We start from the raw sequence: 18591 nt of genomic DNA on the forward strand, positions 1-18591 counted from the left end.
GCTCTCTTTCTTAGAATTTCAGACGAAGATTAAATCCGTAAGTCTTGGTAGTCGGGTAAGCACCACTTTGATAACCTTGGTTGTTACCTGCTCCCAAGCTTTCCTCTGGATCAGAATACTTCATGTTTTTGTGGATAATCCATAGATTTCTACCAATTAGGGAAAGATCTATACCCTGCACACCTTTGATTCTATCTACGAAATCTCTTGGGAAAGTATAAGAGATGGATAGGTTTCTAAGCTTCACATAACTGGCATCATATACATACATGCTGTTAGGGTTGGTACCTGGTGCATAGCCAAGTTCACCGAAGCTTGAAATATCCAGTCGTGTTGTATTGGGGTCACCATTGGCATCAACCCCTGGTAGGATGATACCTCCAGACGTCTCGTCATTGGTTACCGGATCTCTTTTTGGATTGCCCAAGTCGTTGACACCTGCTGTCTCAGGATAGATACCCGTCGCATCTCCATACCATCTGTCCAATGAGAATACCTCTCCACCTTTTTGAATATCAATCAAGAAAGATAAACTGATGTTTTTATATGAGAAGGAGTTGTTGATGCCACCGTACCAATCAGGATTGATATCACCAATAACGTTATTGGATTCGCTGGTCACCATATAGCGGCCATCTTCATCGACCATTGGCTGACCAGACAACGTATCAATAACAAAATCCCTACCTCTGATGGTACCATATGGTTCACCCACCGCTGCGTTCAATGTCACACCACCTTGTAAAGAAGCCAGCTCAAGGTTTCTATTCTCACCGTTCAGAGACAGTACCTTACTCTTGTTTTTGGTCCAGTTTACATTGATAGTCCAAGAGAAATCTTGGTTCTGGATAGGCGTAGCAAATGCACTGATTTCCCAACCTGCGTTTTGAAGCTCACCGGCATTGACATACCTGGAGCTAAATCCAGTAGCAGTAGATGTGGTAACAGGGATAATTTGATCCACTGTCCTGGTATCATAGTACGTTACATCAAATCCATATGCTGCATCCATAAAGGTCATTTCAGCACCAATCTCAAAACTTTTGGTCCTTTCTGGAAGAAGGTCAGGATTGTTCTTGGAGCTTGGCATGGAGAACAATGGCGTGTCGTCAAAGGCAGTAGGCTTATAATAAATATCCTGCAATACCTGAGGAGCCGCCGTGTTACTTACCTCCGCATAGTTTGCACGGAGTTTACCAAAGGTGAATACTTCTTTGTTGTTCAAAAATTCAGAGAAGATAAATCCACCCGAAACAGATGGGTAATAATAAGTGTTATTCTCTGGTGCCAAAGAAGACGCTTGGTCTCTACGAACCGTACCGTCCAAAATCAGGTAGTCTCTGTAGGTAAATGTAGCACCAGCAAATACACCGTTCACTTGTAATGTTGACTCCACTTCGGTAGGAGGAGACATTGGGTTCAATGAGTTGGATAGGGAATACAAACCAGGAACTACCAGCCCACCATTTGTAGAGGCATCGATAGAATTGATCTGTGTTTTACGGATGTTTCCACCCAAAAGTCCTTTAAAGTCCAAATCTTCATTGATTTGCTTATTGAAGTTCATTAACAAGTCATAATTGAACTCCTTATAATTTCTGTTAAACCTGCTGTAGTTTGAAGGATCCAAACTCCCTACGGCGATTCTTTCTTCCTGAATCTCACTGTACGTATCAAGGGATATCCTACCCATTACATCCATCCAGTCAGTCACCTCATAGTTAAGGGCCATATAGCCCAAGGTACGGATACGCTCATCATTCTGATAATTCTCGTAACGTGTCCAGTAAGGGTTATCGGTGTATGCAGGTACTTGGGCAGTTTCATTTGACCAGTTCCACGTAGCGTTTCCATTGGTAGCAAAGTACTCAGACTCCAACTCCTTCACGTCAACGTTTACAGGCCACCACTGACGAAAAGATTGGTTTACATTCAATCCACTATAGCCAGTACCGTACCTTCCGAGTCCTTCGTTCATGGAGAAGTTTATGGAGGCAGTTGCGGTGAGTTTTTCTACAATATCGTAACTACCGGAGAAGTTCACGATATTCTTTTTCATTCTACTGTTTGGCAAGATACCTTCTTGGTCGTTTCTGGTATAGCCCAATTTATAGTATCCTTTATCTGTACCACCATTTAGCAATATACTGGTGCTTGTAGAAACAGGGCTTTCGAAAAATTCCACTGGAGTGTTTCGGGCCGCTTGCCAAGGAGTGGCTTGCTGATAGAACTCAGAAGCTGGGTTTACGGATTTCCAATCATAGACCATTCGACCATCAAACGCTTCACCGTATGAAGCATCATCACCATAATAATAAAATGGAATATTAGGATCAAACCCTTCTAGGTCGGCATTATAAAAAGATGAACCATATCCTGCACCATATTCATTTTGATATTTGGCGTAAGTGCTTTTATCGATCTTACCAAAGGTAACACCGGCATTGACTGTCACGCCAAAACCTTTGCTTCCCTTTTTGGTCGTGATAACCACTACACCATTACTGGCCCTAGAACCATAAAGAGCAGTAGCTGCAGCACCTTTCAGTACGTTTACACTGGCAATGTCATCCGGGTTGATATCAGACGCAGCATTACCATAATCGTAACCTCCTCTACCTGTCGATTGATCATTGGTGTTGGTAATGGAGTTATCCACTGGCACACCATCGATCACAAACAAGGCCTGGTTATTACCAGTCAATGAAGAAGAACCACGAATAACTACATTGGATGATCCACCAAGGTTGTTACTGCTCTTGATGTTCAGACCAGCTACACGACCAGACAATTGGTTGATAAAGTTTGGATCACGGGTTTCACTAAGTTGTTCCCCTTCCACAGATTGGGCAGCATAAGGAAGTTCATTTTTACTTCTCTCAATACCCAAAGCGGTCACCACCACTTCTGAAAGTTCCTCGGCATCAGAGGCCATCGCCACATCAACGACTGTTCTGTTATTAATAGGCACTTCCTGAGTGGTCATACCAATAAAAGAGAAGATCAACACTTCTCCACCTGCAGGTACTTCTAATGAGTACTTACCATCCAAGTCCGTGACGGCACCACGAGAGGTCCCTTTCACTAGAATGCTTACGCCTGGGACTGGTTCTTCGCTTTCGGCTGAAGTAACCGTCCCTGTTACTGATGTAGTCTGTGCAAAAGAATATTGCAAAAACATACATAGCAAGAGGGCTAATTGTACACTTTTCTTCATATGCGGTTGATTTGATTTTAGCGCAAAGTAGAAATCTCGATGCTAAAAAAAAATTTTATGATTTTTTAACATTTTGATAACCCTAAATCACCACTACTCAAACTATTGGTTTTCAGTAATTTAAGAATTTTAAAATTAATTAAAAAAAATTGTCCTTTTTCAATAGAACATATCATTAATTTTACCAATCAATAATTGTACGGAAATCGATTTCTTCAAAAATAAAAACACACTAAATTGTATGTACGCACAAGAAAATTTTACTAAAACAAAGAAAACCGATCTTTAATTTTTAAGTTTCCAAATTAAATTTTACAACCAAACAAGTTTTTACATAATGCTTTTTAATACTTTTTCAGCCAATATAAATTCAAAATAAAATTCTGTTTAAATCGATAATACAAAAGCTTGTCGGATTTACAGGAAATTTGATTTTCTTCCGAAATAAAAGAATCCAAGGCCTCAAAAGAAACCCTATTACTCCTATAAAATCAACACATTTGAAGAAAACAGTCCCTAAAATCGCCCATAATGTCACAAAAAGGATTCCAAGTAGGTTAAAATTTTTGTAGCAATAATCCTAAAACACACCTATAAAACTGTACTAAACCGTTCTCTTACCTCCATGCGGTCTTTAGTCTTTCCTTATAACCTCAGTTCAATTATAAAATCGTCACTGCGAGGCTTAGAGGGAGATATGAGGGGTGGAAGCCGTGGCAGTCTCGGTATTTCGGGATTGCCACGGCTTCCACCCCACATCCTCCTTAAAAGGGTTCGTATGACGCTTTTTATACTAAAATTAAGTAGAGCTCAAGTTTATAATTCCGTAGTGGAAAGTATCCTTTCCTAAGCTAAATGGAAAGCTCTTGCCACAGAAATGATAGAATTCAAAAAATAAAAAAACCCCGGTTATGGGCCATATAATAGCCCATAACCGGGGTTAATAATTTAATGTAATCGATTATATATTTAAAAATCCTAAGTACCGATCCTATAAATCATGATCCAACTCTCTTAGGGATCAATAACTGAGTTTATACGCAGCCACTTTATTCTTCATAAAAGTCGGTACAAATACGAGGTTTTCTTCTTCCAGGTACCCAATATCTGCAGTATTGGACTGTGCATCCTTGGTATCCAGTAGCTTGGTTTCACTATCACCTTGTATGATCCATATTTCACCCGCCCATCTACTGGCCAAGTAATTATCATCACCCAAGATGATCAAACCATCTCCTCCTGTCACGGTGCTGTTCAGCACTTCATGGGTGCCATCATCAGCGTATTTTTTCAGTCCCTCACCATCAAGACCATGCAATACGCCATCTTCATCTACGCGCAGACCATTGATACTGGACTGGCCCTCTGCCAGGATACTGATCTCACCATCTTCCAACACATGGATCAATCCTTTTTCCATATCGGAGAAATATACTTTATTACCGTGTACATCTATATCATTTAAAAAGCTTGCTCCCTCTACGACATAGGTATTTGTTATTTCACCTTTTTCGATATCAATCTCTACAATATCGTCGATATCGGTTACGTACAGCTTGCCGTTCAGTATCCCCATTCCTTTGGGGCCATCCATTCCAGTCACCCATTCACGGTCTAGTATTTCTCCATCTTTCGAAATAATGGAAATAAAGCCCTTACCATCATGGTCACGGGCATCACCATCGATATTGGCCACATAAATGGTTCCTGTAGCCGGATCCACCAAAACGGACTCGCAGGTAGTAAGTTCTGCTGGGGTTTCCCATACCAACGTCATCGTTGGCTCCACCTTTTCCTCCACCACTGTGACTACCTCTTCTTGAACCTGTTCTTTTTTTTCACCATTACACTGGCAAAAAAGCATAGGCGAAACGGCCAACATTGCTAATAATAGATTACGCTTTTTCATGTCTTCTTATTTTTATGGTTAATGTAATTTCAAAAATCTTTTACTAAAATTAGTAATTTTTCATACATTTTAATGAGTTTTACCTTCTCGTAGAACAAGTTGATAGACGAAAATTTGTTTAAACCCAATATACACCGCTAATCAATTTCTTTTGGGCACCTATCAGGGTAATGCTGTACCTTATCTAAAAATAATCAACCGCATGAAAAAAACATCTTTACCTAAAGCTAGCATCTTTCTGCTCGTGGCAGCCTTTAGCTGTAGTGAAAAAAACACCCAAGTGGACTATACCACGCTTTCTGATGAAGCCAGATTGGAGGCGGCCAAGGAAATCGCCCATGAAACCATCATGGTGGACGGCCATGTGGACTTGCCATACCGCATGAAAGTAGGCGGATTTACCCTCCAACGTGAAATCCTCGACGTCTCAGAAAGAACAGATGGTGGAAATTTTGATTTCCCCAGGGCCAAAGAAGGCGGACTGGATGCTCCTTTTATGTCCATCTACCTGCCCGCTCGCTATCAACAAACCGGTGGGGCAAAAAACTTGGCAGATTCCCTGATCTTAATGACCAAGCGTCTGGCCGAAACATGGCCTGAAAAGTTTGCCATGGCCTACAGCCCCGATGACATCGAAGCCAATTCCAAAGCAGGTAAAGTCTCTCTTCCTATGGGGATGGAAAATGGCGCCGGAATAGAAGATGACATTAACAATGTCGCCTATTTCCACGAAAAAGGCATTCGATACATCACGTTGACACACGGCAAGGACAACCTGATCGGTGATTCCTCTTACGACACCAGCAGGACACACGGTGGTCTGACCACCTTTGGCGAGCAAGTAGTGAAAGAAATGAACCGCGTCGGCATCATGGTGGACATCTCACATGTCTCTGATGACACATTCTATGATGTAATAGAACTCACCGACGTGCCGGTCATTGCTTCCCACAGTTCTTGCCGAAAATTCACCCCGGGATTTGAGCGCAATATGGATGACGAGATGATCAAGCTCCTTGGCAAGGAAAATGGCGTCATCATGATCAATTTTGGCGGAAGCTTTATTGATGGGGGCTACAATGAAAGAACTGCCGAAGTCCGTGAACACATCGTCAATTGGCTGGCCGAGAATGAACTTAGCCGGACTGATTCGGCAGCCAAAGCCTATATAGAAAAATATGTAGCAGACCACAATGTCTTTCCAGACGTAAGCCTCGTAGCAGACCATATCGACCATGTGGTGGAGCTTGCTGGAATAGACCATGTAGGCTTCGGTTCTGATTTTGACGGAGTAGGCGATTCCCTGCCCAATGGCCTAAAAGATGTTTCCATGTACCCCAATTTGATCGCTGAATTGCTAAAAAGAGGGTATAGCAAGGAAGATGTCGAAAAAATCTGCTATAAAAATGTCTTTCGCGTGTGGCGAGCAGTAGAAGCCGCCGCGGAAAATTCTTGATCCATTAAGCAGTCGACGGTCCACCGACGACCATCGACTGCTAATTCAACTTTTCTCCTTTAGAATAGACAATTACTGACCTACGAGCGTAAGGACTCCCGCCCAAGGGATCGTGGGCAGAGCGAAGGGAAAGGCGGAAATGTTTGTCAGGTTATTAGGTATTGTCACCCGTGGCCTGAAAAATGATTGCTGCTAGCTGCATCTGCTACTATTCGTCAAAAAGATACCAGCCATTTGGATCCACAACTATCTTATCATCACTTTTAATCCGTACGGCATCTTTGGATAGCTGTACTACCTCTATCCCATCGGAAGTTTTGATTTCTACAGGCAGGCTAAAGTCAATATTGCTCAGGCGAACGTCATAGCGCCGCTTACGTTTTCGCTTCACCCTAATTTTGGGCAACTTGGTAGAATAAAGGTACATGTCAAAAAAACCCTCTAAGTCCTTTTCTGAATACTCCTCCACAAAATCAACAAAATCCTTGGTAGTTACTTGGTGAGCATAGGTAAACCTATCTTCTTGGAGAAAAGCCTTTAGCATGGGAAAAAACACCTCATCCCCCAGTACAAATCTAAGGGAATGCATCACGAAAGCACCTTTGGTATAAATATCCGGATGATAGGCCTCTGCACTGTTGATATTCATTCCTTTTACCAGTGGCTGGTCATTTTTGATCTTAGCTTTGACAGCTGCAGCATTTTCCAAATAGGCTTTCATCCCTCCGTGCGCCTGATAAAACAGCATGTCACCATAAGAGCAGATCCCTTCATGGATCCAAAAATCCTTCCAGTCTGCCACCGACACCTTATTTCCCCACCACTCATGGCCCAATTCATGGTGCAAAAGCCAGTCAGCTACCGTACTGCCCACTTGAGTGTATTCGAAGTTGTTGCCGTAGGCATTGATCGTTTGATGTTCCATTCCCAAGTACGGCGTCTCCACCACAGCGATCTTATCTTTCCCAAAAGGGTAAGGCCCAAAAAACTTTTCCTGTGTTTCCACACTGGTCTCCAATACATCCAACAGCCCTTTTGCTTTTCCTTTATGTTCACTCAGGACATAAGCATGCATCGGAATTTTGCTAGCATCTGCCGAGGTATACAACTTGGCCACTTCAAAAAAGCGCCCCATAGTGAAATTGATATTATAATTGCTGATCGGATAGGAAGTCGCCCACTGGAAATAATTATAGCCAGAACTGGTGACCTGATTCAATAACCGCCCATTCGCTGCCACGAAATACGGAAAAGGCACTTTAATATATAAGTCCACACCATTACTGGCCTTGCTGGAAGGATGATCCAAGCAAGGCATAAAGACCTTAGCTCCTTCATGCTGACAGGAAAGGCCCACCCAATGATTTCCTTCTTTGTCCTTTGACCAAGTGAAGCCTCCTGACCATGGGGGATTCTTGGCAATAGGGGGACGACCTCTGTAAAATACCTTTACATGGTTTGAGATCGTATCCGGATAAATGTCCAATATATCTCCATGGTGGTCAAAGTCCAGCGATCGACCGTTGCTTTCGACTTGGAATACCTCATAATTGGAAATCAAGTCTAGCCGGAGTGTGTCCAATGCTCCCAAGGGATTAAAAGTCATTTCCATAACGGCATTAATGCCCTGGATGCGTGGAAGAATCTCCAGGTCCAGCGAATAATGCACTACTTCAAACTGCGCTTGGAGTGGATCCATTTTTCCTCCCCAAGTCCAATTACCCTCCCCTTGTGCATCCGCATGGTTTACCAATAGCAACAATGTGCCCACACTGGCCAAAAAGCATTTTACACACTTTCCCATCCTTTTTATTCCGAATAACTCTCTTTTCATTGTCGCTAAAGTCGCCTTAAAGTAAAACTTAAAAGTAGAACGTAATTTACACAATACAAAACTGCCTGACCATGGCTAAGATGACCAATAATAGGCATCTTTTCATCACTTTCACTAATATATCACTTTTGGCGATTCGTTTTGACGGAAAAAGAATAATTAAACCAATATTAATACAATTTATATTGGGATTACTGCCTATAAACCTTATATTTATTGTGGTTGCTGAGCGTAAATATGCTGTTCAGCTCCTTTTTTTAATCGGCAAAACTTACTTTGGCATGTCTTTTTGGAAATCATTTCTTATTATTCTCATCAGCTTATTCACATGGTCGTCCTTACTGGCTCCCCTACACGGACATGCTGCGCCATTTAGACAGGACACCACTATTGAAAACCAATCTCATTTTGGAATCTTTAAAAAAGACCATGGAAAACACAAGTCCACCATAGAAAACACCGTCAAGTCAAATAAGGAATTGAACCGTGACACCTCTTGGGTAAAAGTAGGTGGTGCACTCCGACTAAACACCATTTATGCGATCTATGAAGGCCAAACTTTTCCCTTAGGCACCAATAGCAGAAATGAATGGACCTGGGATACGTGGCGGATCAATGTCGACTCCTACTCGGATGGGTTACAATTTGCCTTTGAGTACCGCTTTTATCCTACATTCAACACACACTTCGTCAAATACGGCTGGATTGGCTATCGTTTTTCGGAGAAATATAACCTCCAAATAGGCATTACCCAAGTTCCTTTTGGCTTGCTGACCTATGCCTCCCACAGTTGGTGGTTTCAGATTCCCTATTATTTGGGTCTAGAAGATGATCACCAAATGGGGCTAAACCTTACCCATAACCGGGACAACTGGACATTTAATCTGGCCTATTTTCCTTTGTCCGAGCCTAGAGGCACCAACGACCCCGCTTTTGGGGAATATTCCACTGCGCGCTATTCATACGATGTCGTCCCCATTGACGGAAACAGTAATATCGAACGCAACCAGCTAAATCTCCGGGCCAATTACCACCTGGACGACTGGAAATTAGGCGGCTCTTTTCAAGCGATGGAGATTTACAATCAACAAACCACCCATAGTGGCAACCAGCTTGCCGCAGCCCTCCATGCCGAATGGGCCAAGGTACCTTGGAATTTTAAAACAGAAATCATCTATTACGGTTATAATGATGTTCGGGATGATGATGGCAGGCTGCTGAACAGTGTCCAGATGGGTGCTTATGGATTTGGGACTTATGATGTGGCCAGTGAAGCCATCGTTTATGTAATTGGTCTCGCGCATGACTTTCCTGTAGAATGGGGGCCTATCTCCAATGTTCAAGTTTACAACGATTATAGTTTGATCCAAAAGTTTGGGGAAATGCCCATTAATGGCGTATTAACTCCTTTTGAGAAAACCCAGCAAAATGTCCTCGGTGCCCTGATCACTGCCGGAAAAATCTATACATACGTGGATTATGCTACCGGCTACAACCATTCCTGGATCAGTGATGCTTTTGGAGGAAATTCCATGGGCCCTGGTAGAGGAATAGATTACCAAACCCCCGTCTCGGACAGTAACCCGATAGACCCGAATCCGGGTTGGAACACACGAATCAACATTAATATAGGTTATTATTTCTAAACACCTTTTCTATGCTAAAAAAATATTTTGATGTACACCCTCCCGTTTTCTGGCCGGCATCCATCTTGATCATCGTCTTTATTACCGTGACATTGATCGTGGGCGAGCCAATGGAAAAAATATTTGATGCCATAAAGTTTTTTATCACCGACAAGACCGGATGGCTTTTTATCATAGCCATCAATATTTTCATCGTATTTTGCTTCTATTTGGCATTTAGCAAATATGGTAACATCAGACTGGGCGGCAAAGACGCTGAAACGGAGTTTTCGACTTCTGCTTGGTTTGCTATGCTATTCAGTGCAGGAATGGGCATTGGCCTACTCTTTTGGGGAGTGGCAGAACCCGTCTCACACTATGCCAAACCTCCATATGGTGAACCGTTCAGTATTGGTTCTGCCCAGCGCGGCATGAACCTTACCTTTCTCCACTGGGGCTTCCATGCTTGGGCAATCTATGCTGTGGTGGCTTTATCACTTGCATTTTTCACCTTCAACAGAAAACTACCTTTGACCATACGGTCTATCTTCTACCCCATATTGGGCGACCGTATCCATGGAAGGATTGGTGATGTCATCGATGTCATGGCAGTCCTTGCCACATTATTTGGACTGGCCACCTCACTAGGGTTTGGGGTTAGACAGATCAATGGTGGACTAAATTACCTATTCGGGCTGGAAATATCCGTGGGAGTTCAGGTCATATTGATCAGTGGCATCACCTTAATGGCTACGGCCTCTGTATTTTCAGGCTTGGATAAGGGTGTCCGTGTACTGAGCGAATGGAATGTCCGAATTGCGGCGGCGCTACTGATATTTGTATTGTTGGCAGGGCCCACGGTGTTTATTTTTCGGGGATTTGTCCAGAACTTGGGGAATTATCTAAATCAGTTTATCGCCGTATCCACCTGGACAGAGGCCTATCGTGATAATGAGTGGCAAGGTACGTGGACCATCTTCTATTGGGCGTGGTGGGTGTCTTGGTCCCCTTTTGTGGGAATGTTTATCGCCCGCATCTCAAAAGGAAGAACCATTAGGGAATTTATTTTAGGAGTACTCCTGGTACCTGCATTACTGACATTCTTTTGGCTTACCGCCATGGGGGGCAGTGCCATCTTTATGGATATGCAAAATGAAACCCATGACTTTGCCAGTGCCATTATCAAGGATGAATCTACGGCACTATTTGTCTTTTTACATGAATTCCCACTCAGCACACTTGGTTCTGGTATCGGGGTACTATTGGTCATGAGCTTCTTTGTCACCTCTTCTGACTCAGGGTCATTGGTGATCGATAGTATCACTGCGGGAGGAAAACTGGATGCTCCTGTAGGGCAGCGTATCTTCTGGGCGCTGGCAGAAGGTGGGGTAGCAGCTGTCCTCTTAGTGGGTGGGGGGCTTACCGCCCTCCAGACGGCCACCATCACCACTGGATTACCATTTTTGATTGTCCTTCTAATCATGTGTTATAGCCTTTTCAGGGGATTACAGAAGGAACACGCACGTAAAGAAGCGCTCAAGCAGGACATTAATAGGAAGAATTACGAAAAGAACCTCACTGAAATCATCAAGAAAAACCTCCCTAAAGATTCACCAAAATGAAAAACTTAAAAAAAATAGCACTCTGCGTGGACTTGACCGATATGGACAGTTTACTCCTAAATTATATCAAAAAGCTAGATGATGCCTATACTTTCAACAGCCTCAGCATCTTACACCTGATAGAATTGGAGGAATTTTCCGACAACGTCCAGTCACTGCTTCCCAATCTTGGAAAAAGCATCACTCAGGTGATTGAATCTGAGATTCAAGAGAAAGTGAACAGGATATTTGACAAAAACAGCAACATCAACATCCATGTGCACTCGGGGGGTGACGTAGAGGGTTTTGCCAATTATATTGATTCCCAAAAATTTGATCTGCTGCTGATGGGCAAAAAAAGCAGCCACTTCGGGGCAGGTATCCTTAGTGGCAGAGTGGCCCGACTGACCTCTTGTGACACCTTATTCCTTCCAGAGATCGCTGTTCCTACCTTTGACAATATTTCTTTGGCATTGGACTTCAGCTCCTATACGGAAAAACTCCTACAGCTAGGCACCAACCTCGCCCAGAAAGTGGATGGTGAACTTCACCCCATCCATGTCATCAAGATCGGAGTGCAATATTTTCCCTACATCAAAAACTACAAAAAGATCAGTGAGGAACTGGAAAAAGAAGCCTTAAAATCCTACAAAAAGCTGCAAAAACAGTTTGGATTATCCAGTCCCCTGACCATCGTCAAGGACAATGACCAGCATATCAGCCGACTGATCTACAACAATGCGGTGCTCACCTCAGCAAACCTGATCCTGGTGGGGAACAAAGGAAAAAAAGATGAGGGTGACCTTCTAATAGGGAGTGTAGCCGAACAGCTGATCGCTTATGACAAAAACCTTCCCGTTTGGATCGTCAAATGACCCTATTCATTGGGGAAATTTTGGTGCATGACATAGAACTGCTAGCAAAAATGCGTTTTTTAGCGACAAGTGTAAACAATCACACACTGCAGTCCTTACATCATCACCTTTGTGCCCCCCATTCGGTAAACTCGATTTTCCACTGTTAAGCAAAAAAATCATGCCCTAGGTTTCCAGGGCATGATTTCTAATCTTCCAGGGTATTGTAGCTATCCACTTGCTCCATTACCCAATCTTTATATTTCTCAAGGCGATAATCAAGCCACTTCTGCTTATATGTATTTGATTCTTCAATCAAAAAGGTAAACCTTTCCATGGCCTTGCTTTTGGTAAGCGCATCATACAGGTCTTCTTGGAAAGACTTGTCCTCCACAAACCGTTCAACAAATTGATCCATTAGGAGCGATTCCTGAGCAAATTCCATTTTCACAAATTCAGCATAATTCATTGGATCCGCATCAATTTCATCCAGCAGATCCTCTTCTTCAGGAGTCAAGTTCTCATTGAAGTTTTCCTCCTCGTCGGGAAGGTGATGAATGATTTTTTTGTCCTCCTGATAATAGCAAACCTTGCCTTTTAATAAATAATTGGCAATGGTGGCAATTTCTTTTTCTGTTAGTTTAAGCATTGGTTTATATATGTGAAACTAAAATTACTAGAAAAATAATTAATGGATCATGAAAATCAAATAAGAGCTGGACTCAATTGAAAATATATTTTGGGGCATAGGTATATACAAAAACCACAGACGCTGGATATTCTCCAAAATATTGATCGGCAGCCAATTATTAACACCCTAAAACGGCCCAACTATCAGCAATAGCACTAAAAAAACCACCTAAACACACCTATTGGAAGACAACCCAAGTTCATTTGAAACATCAGATTTTACCGGATCAATTGGCATCAATAATGTCCTGCGAGACGATCTTATAAATTTCAGCTATTTGATCATTATAGTTAAGAAACTGGTGATGCATATCCAACACATTCAGATCACCGCGAACAGCCGGCCCCGTTTGGGCAGCTTTGGCACCCATTTCCAGTGTCTTGCTGATCTGTTCAATGATCAGTGGCTGTAGCATCTCGAAGTCCAGCCCCTGCCGTCGCATGACCTCCTCTGCAATGCGAATCATGTGATTGGTAAAGTTACTGGCAAAAACTGCCGCAATATGCAGTGCCTTCCTGTCTTTGGACTTGACCACATAGCAATGAGGCGAAAGGCTCTTGGCAAGTTTCCTTAATACCTGCAGGGTCGCCTGATCATCGGACTCCAAGAGAAAAGGCACCTCATCGATATCCATTTGGCGAGATTTGCTAAAACTCTGTAATGGATAAAAAATTCCGGTATAGCTTGCAGAGCTGTAGTTGAGCACGTCCAAGGGCATACTGCCAGAGGTGTGTACCAAAATGCTGTTTTCGGGCAAAATAATGGCATCAGCGATCTGGCTGATCGCAGCGTCCGTAACGGCAATGATATAAAGCTGTGCCTCACTTTCTGAAAAATCCAAGTCAGTTTTAGCTTCTGCGGTATAGAGTTGGTTGATGATTTTCTCCGCGCGATGATAGTCCCGGCTATAAATCTCTGTGACAGTATGTCCAGCATTTTCCAGTGCAGGTGCCAAGTGCCAAGCGACATTCCCCGTGCCGATTACGGCTATTTTAAATTTTCCCATAGGGCTCCTCATTTTTGCTGCTCGATCCTAAATTACAGCTTTAACCCAAACCAAAAAAAACCCGCTCCTTAAAATAGAAGCGGGTTGCTGTTTTTTTTATTACTCGAGACCTTTGTCCCGCATTTTTACAAATTCGTCATAGCGCCTGTAAATGGCCACGCCAAAGCCCATCAGCATGATGATCGTACCCATCCACAGCACATTGATGTACGGTTTTACGAGCGCCTTCATCACCACATAGTCTTTCTGATAACTATTTACCGTAAAAACAAACTGATTGTCCTCGGGGCTTATGTTGTCCACTTGCACTTTGATGCCCAAGTCATGGTTGATAACAGGAATTCGCCCCACTTGATTGCCACGAATGAGAAACACAGGTGCCAGTTCTATTTGTTTATCATGGTCTTGCACCACCAAATTGGCCTTTACGGCCACATCCCCTTCTTTGAGTTCTACCCCCTCTACCGCATTGACGACCTCGCCTCCTTCAAATGTCGTTACATAATCTCCCAAATGAAATTGCTCTCCCGGCGTGGCTTTGTACTCCTTGGCCTCGCCCCATTCTGGGTCGTCATAATTGTTGATAGCAGATATATGTGTATAAAGATCCTTTGTTAGGTAATGCTTGGAATCAGGCGAAGAAATCAGCCCCATGGTGGGGTTTGGCTGAGACATGGGAAACAGCGTAAACTGCAGTTTTTGGTCTTGGTAATACTCAATTTCAAAATAGCTATTTTCCTCCAGGACAATGTCCACCTCATCGCCTTTCTTGTGATAGGTCTCCCCGTCTATGACGATATCTTCCAGCGCAATGGCCTTATTTTGCTGACCTGTCATTTCGAGCTTTCGCACGCTGACATAGCCAGGTACACCCTCTAGCTTTTTATGTCTTCCCCGGTAAACCACCTCGTAATCTTTCATCTGCAAGGGTTGGTTTACCCAGAGAAGCACATTCTCCTTGTTCAGCTCATCTTCCCAATCCCGCTTATAAGTAAGGCCTGACATGTTGATGCTGACTGTATCCGAATAGCCCGAAGAAAACATGATGCCAATGAGCATCATGCCTATTCCGATGTGTGCCAGCGATCCACCGGCCAGCTTGAAGGTGGATTTGCGGAGCAATTTGGTAAGAATGGTGGCATTGGCCACAATGGTGAACGTTCCCGCCATGACGATGATCATGTAAACGATGTCCCATACTTGGGCCAAGCTGATGATAACGGCCGCCAATAACAGTGAAATAAGGTAAGGAGTTACCAAAGCGCTCTTTAAAGCAGCCTTGTCCATTTTTTTCCACCAGAAGAACTGCCCCACCGCGGTAAGACAAGCCACTACTACACCAAACCAAAGTTGGAACTTGGTGTAGAATTCGACCTGATCTGCAGGAGGTGCCATGTTCGATACTCCTCCAAATGCCTCTATGATGGCATTATAAACAGGAATGGAAGTCGGCAGGATCACCTGAAAAGCCATCAACCCCAAGGTAGTGGCACCGATAAAGATCCAAAACTCCCGAGAATAAACAGAAGCTTCCCTTTCCGAACTGGGAATATGCTTCCAGGCCCTGACAGAAAAGAAGATCGCCACAAACAAGAAAAAGAACAGGTAAATCAGCAATTGGCCAGAAAGACCCAAATCCGTAAAAGAGTGTACCGAGGTATCTCCCAGCACACCACTTCGCACCAAGAATGTAGCATAGAGCACGAGGATAAATTGCGTAATGACCAAAACGATCGAAGTCTTCAGGGCTGTGCTGCTTTTCTTAAAGGTAATCATGGTGTGGATCGAGGCCACAATGATCAACCAAGGCACATAGGACGCATTTTCTACCGGATCCCAGTTCCAATAGCCTCCAAAGTTCAACGTGACATAGGCCCAATAAGCGCCCATAATGATGCCCATCCCCAAAATGGAAGCGGAGAAAATCGTCCAAGGGAGGGCCGGTCTTATCCATTCCTTATAGCGTCCTGTCCACAGCCCAGCCATCAAATAAGCAAAAGGCACCAGTGTAGAGGCATAGCCCAAGAAAAGGGTCGGTGGATGGATGACCATCCAGATATTCTGGAGGAGCGGATTGAGTCCCGTACCATCTTCCGGCACGAAATCAGGGTTCATTTGGAAAATAGGGGCATTGGCAACATCCCTCAAAAGAATAAACGGCGAGCTTCCTATTTTTAAGTCCCCGATCACCACGCCCAGGACCATGGATACCAAGAACGCCTGCACCAGTGAAAAGACCACCATAACAGGGCCTTCCCATGACTTATTGGTGTGAATCAAGAATAACCCCAACAACACATCCCAAAATATCCACAGGATAAAACTCCCTTCTTGGCCTTCCCAGAAACTGGAAATCATATAATGTACGGGAAGTGCTTCAGAGGAGTGGGAGTACGCGTAGAAATATTCGAAACGGTGATTATAAATGATATTAAAAAGGATCACACCGATGGATACGGCCGATACCGCATGAATATAAAAGAAAACCCTACTGAATTTTCTCCAGGAGGCCTTTTCCGTTTCGGGAACTATCGTGTATTGATAATAAGACCAAGCAGTGATGATCGCACTCACAAAAGCCAAGATCACCATGAAATGGCCCAAGTTACCAATAAAGGTATTAATCATAATTATTTACAGAAATCAGGTTGAGCAATGGGACAGGTCATTTAATTCTTGGAAGCAGTAACATCTCTGAACTCGTTGTCTTGGTATTTTGACGGGCACTTCATCAGGATCTTGTCCGCTACAAACATCTGATCGGTCTTATACGCACCGATGACCACGACTTGTTCAGACCTGGTAAAATCAGCAGGAACAGGTTCATTGTAGTACACTTGCTGTTCGGTACCATCATTATCGACCATCGTAAAGGTAAAGGAGGTCTTGTCCTCACCTACTTCCAACCCGGTGACAGTGCCACGGCTGTCCTTTTTCAAATGGCCGACCACATGGATAGGGTCTTCGTCACCATTACTGGCCATTTCCTTTGCAGTAGAGAAGCTTTCGTAAGAGCTGGCATCACCGATAGAGGAAATGATAATGACGATAGCCACCGCAATAATTCCAAGCCCTATGATATGTCCTTTTTTCATGAGTTGTTTATGTTTACCAACAGCCAGAAAAGCCGTTGATGGATTTGCTTAGAAAGCTAACGCAAATTCCGACAGGAGGTTTGCTCAGTCTCTAAATTCTTTTTCAAGTCGGGACAGTTTTTTGTCTGTACCTATCAGGTAAACCAAAATTCCTCCCATAACAATTCCAATTACGCCCACCAGCACGTAAATTTTTCCATTGGACCTCATTTCGTCGGCCATATCTACGCTATAGTTTTCGTAATCTTCGGTACTGATTTCCTTTTTTTCCTGTGCCATCACCTGTAGGCTGATAAACAGCAGGAAAACCACAAGCCACTTTTGCATTTGCTATTGATTGATAAGTTTGTCTTCTAATATTCGTTCGAGGCGCTTGGCCCTTATTCGCAAGTTTGCCAGCCATATGCCCAATAAAGTCCAGGCTATAATGGCCGGGTAAAAGACCATACGGAGGTTGCTATCCAGATCATAGGCATTAAAGCCCGGGTTACCGCCATTTCCGGGGTGAAGGCTGTCCGTAAGCCGCGGCAAAACAAAAATCAACGGGATAAATGCCGCGAAAGCAAAAATATTATAAACTGCCCCAATCCTGGCGCGTTGGTGGACATCCACCAGTGAGTTTCTGAGGATGAGGTAAGCAAAATAAATGAGCAAGCCAATGGCTGCTGCATTTTGTTTAGGATCTCCACTCCAATAGTCTCCCCAAGTAAATTTAGCCCAAAGCATGCCGGTAATGATGCCCAAGACACCAAAAAGGATGGCCGCATTGGTAAATTCGATGGCGATATCATCATCCTGGAGATTTCCTGACCTTAAGTATTTCACGCTATAGATGACTGCCACCACCAGCATAATGATCATACCAAACCACATGGTCACATGAAAATGCAGGGCGCGGATGGTTTCATTGAGAATGGGTAATCTAGGTGCTTCGAAGAGAAGGCCGGCGATGATCGTGTACCCTAATAAGATGATCGCCAATACTTTCCACCAATTTGCTCGCATGGTAATTACTTTGCTATTGTGATGCAAAAGTAAGGCATAACTTCTTCATTTTCGACCTTTTCAACAAAAAATTGACCAACGGAGACTGTTTAGGGCTCCTAAAGGATGAACTCCCTCCTTCCGCTTACCCCTCGGTCCCCTAAAAGGGGAAGTTGCCACCACCCAATATCCGGTAAGCAGCAGCCTGTATCCAATGGGGCCGTGGGTTGCCCACTAGCCATCAGCCGAGGACGACCGGAAGCTAACGTTAATGCATTACAAACTTAAAACACCTAATCATTGCCTCTTCAAACTCCCT

13 protein-coding genes are annotated in these 18591 nt (G+C 43.6%); 4 read left to right on the forward strand and 9 right to left on the reverse strand.

Going from position 1 to position 18591, the window contains the following annotated elements; translation table 11 throughout:
* Positions 1-10: 10 nt before the first annotated feature.
* Together FDP09_RS03390 and FDP09_RS03395 are read right to left on the reverse strand one after the other, a co-directional pair.
* Positions 11-3217, reverse strand: a complete 3207-nt coding sequence (locus FDP09_RS03390; RefSeq protein ID WP_137401305.1) for a SusC/RagA family TonB-linked outer membrane protein — start codon at positions 3215-3217, stop codon at positions 11-13.
* A 1021-nt stretch (positions 3218-4238) separates the two neighbouring features.
* A complete protein-coding gene (locus tag FDP09_RS03395) occupies positions 4239-5126 on the reverse strand; it encodes an SMP-30/gluconolactonase/LRE family protein (RefSeq protein ID WP_137401306.1) in 888 nt (295 codons plus the stop codon).
* A gap of 202 nt (positions 5127-5328) precedes the next feature.
* Here FDP09_RS03395 and FDP09_RS03400 point away from each other — a divergent pair, with 202 nt between their 5' ends.
* Positions 5329-6582: a dipeptidase gene (locus FDP09_RS03400; protein WP_137401307.1), complete on the forward strand. Its 1254-nt coding sequence runs from the start codon at positions 5329-5331 to the stop codon at positions 6580-6582.
* A 208-nt stretch (positions 6583-6790) separates the two neighbouring features.
* Here the strand turns inward: FDP09_RS03400 and FDP09_RS03405 are convergent, their stop codons facing one another.
* Positions 6791-8386, reverse strand: coding sequence for a M1 family metallopeptidase (locus tag FDP09_RS03405; RefSeq protein ID WP_229683403.1), 1596 nt, complete (start codon positions 8384-8386; stop codon positions 6791-6793).
* 311 nt (positions 8387-8697) lie between these two features.
* Here FDP09_RS03405 and FDP09_RS03410 point away from each other — a divergent pair, with 311 nt between their 5' ends.
* Genes FDP09_RS03410 through FDP09_RS03420 form a run of 3 tightly spaced genes read left to right on the forward strand, consistent with a single transcriptional unit; the run spans position 8698 to position 12517 of the window.
* Entirely contained in the window at positions 8698-10062 is a 1365-nt protein-coding gene (locus FDP09_RS03410; RefSeq protein WP_137401309.1) for a porin, read from the forward strand.
* An 11-nt stretch (positions 10063-10073) separates the two neighbouring features.
* Positions 10074-11663, forward strand: coding sequence for a BCCT family transporter (locus tag FDP09_RS03415; protein WP_137401310.1), 1590 nt, complete (start codon positions 10074-10076; stop codon positions 11661-11663).
* The gene (locus tag FDP09_RS03420; protein ID WP_137401311.1) at positions 11660-12517 is read left to right on the forward strand and encodes a universal stress protein; all 858 of its coding nucleotides are present in this window, start codon (positions 11660-11662) and stop codon (positions 12515-12517) included. Before FDP09_RS03415 ends, FDP09_RS03420 begins: the two co-directional genes overlap by 4 nt.
* Positions 12518-12704: 187 nt before the next feature.
* Here the strand turns inward: FDP09_RS03420 and FDP09_RS03425 are convergent, their stop codons facing one another.
* The 6 genes from FDP09_RS03425 to FDP09_RS03450 form a co-directional block, all read right to left on the reverse strand.
* A complete protein-coding gene (locus tag FDP09_RS03425; RefSeq protein WP_137401312.1) occupies positions 12705-13145 on the reverse strand; it encodes a UPF0158 family protein in 441 nt (146 codons plus the stop codon).
* A 268-nt stretch (positions 13146-13413) separates the two neighbouring features.
* Positions 13414-14193, reverse strand: a complete 780-nt coding sequence (locus FDP09_RS03430; RefSeq protein ID WP_137401313.1) for a Rossmann-like and DUF2520 domain-containing protein — start codon at positions 14191-14193, stop codon at positions 13414-13416.
* Between the two features lie 99 nt (positions 14194-14292).
* Complete coding sequence (gene ccsA, locus FDP09_RS03435) at positions 14293-16821, reverse strand: cytochrome c biogenesis protein CcsA (RefSeq protein WP_137401314.1); 2529 nt, start codon at positions 16819-16821, stop codon at positions 14293-14295.
* Between the two features lie 41 nt (positions 16822-16862).
* On the reverse strand, positions 16863-17288 hold the full coding sequence (locus tag FDP09_RS03440; protein WP_137401315.1) for a cytochrome c maturation protein CcmE domain-containing protein: 426 nt from the start codon (positions 17286-17288) through the stop codon (positions 16863-16865).
* An 84-nt stretch (positions 17289-17372) separates the two neighbouring features.
* Positions 17373-17615 carry a CcmD family protein gene (locus tag FDP09_RS03445; protein WP_187328783.1) on the reverse strand — a complete coding sequence of 81 codons (243 nt, stop codon included), beginning with the start codon at positions 17613-17615 and terminating at the stop codon, positions 17373-17375.
* 3 nt (positions 17616-17618) lie between these two features.
* Positions 17619-18320 (reverse strand): cytochrome c biogenesis protein, encoded by a 702-nt coding sequence (locus tag FDP09_RS03450; protein ID WP_262710639.1) that lies wholly within the window; start codon positions 18318-18320, stop codon positions 17619-17621.
* Positions 18321-18591: the final 271 nt, after the last annotated feature.

Source organism: Echinicola rosea, assembly GCF_005281475.1.
Taxonomy (GTDB): Bacteria; Bacteroidota; Bacteroidia; order Cytophagales; family Cyclobacteriaceae; genus Echinicola; species Echinicola rosea.

Bases quoted from the DNA above. Each gene is read 5' to 3' on its own strand.
- FDP09_RS03390 (WP_137401305.1), bottom strand. From the start codon at position 3,217: ATGAAGAAAAGTGTACAATTAGCCCTCTTGCTATGTATGTTTTTGCAA.
- FDP09_RS03395 (WP_137401306.1), bottom strand. From the start codon at position 5,126: ATGAAAAAGCGTAATCTATTATTAGCAATGTTGGCCGTTTCGCCTATG.
- FDP09_RS03400 (WP_137401307.1), top strand. From the start codon at position 5,329: ATGAAAAAAACATCTTTACCTAAAGCTAGCATCTTTCTGCTCGTGGCA.
- FDP09_RS03405 (WP_229683403.1), bottom strand. From the start codon at position 8,386: ATGGGAAAGTGTGTAAAATGCTTTTTGGCCAGTGTGGGCACATTGTTG.
- FDP09_RS03410 (WP_137401309.1), top strand. From the start codon at position 8,698: ATGTCTTTTTGGAAATCATTTCTTATTATTCTCATCAGCTTATTCACA.
- FDP09_RS03415 (WP_137401310.1), top strand. From the start codon at position 10,074: ATGCTAAAAAAATATTTTGATGTACACCCTCCCGTTTTCTGGCCGGCA.
- FDP09_RS03420 (WP_137401311.1), top strand. From the start codon at position 11,660: ATGAAAAACTTAAAAAAAATAGCACTCTGCGTGGACTTGACCGATATG.
- FDP09_RS03425 (WP_137401312.1), bottom strand. From the start codon at position 13,145: ATGCTTAAACTAACAGAAAAAGAAATTGCCACCATTGCCAATTATTTA.
- FDP09_RS03430 (WP_137401313.1), bottom strand. From the start codon at position 14,193: ATGGGAAAATTTAAAATAGCCGTAATCGGCACGGGGAATGTCGCTTGG.
- ccsA (WP_137401314.1), bottom strand. From the start codon at position 16,821: ATGATTAATACCTTTATTGGTAACTTGGGCCATTTCATGGTGATCTTG.
- FDP09_RS03440 (WP_137401315.1), bottom strand. From the start codon at position 17,288: ATGAAAAAAGGACATATCATAGGGCTTGGAATTATTGCGGTGGCTATC.
- FDP09_RS03445 (WP_187328783.1), bottom strand. From the start codon at position 17,615: ATGCAAAAGTGGCTTGTGGTTTTCCTGCTGTTTATCAGCCTACAGGTG.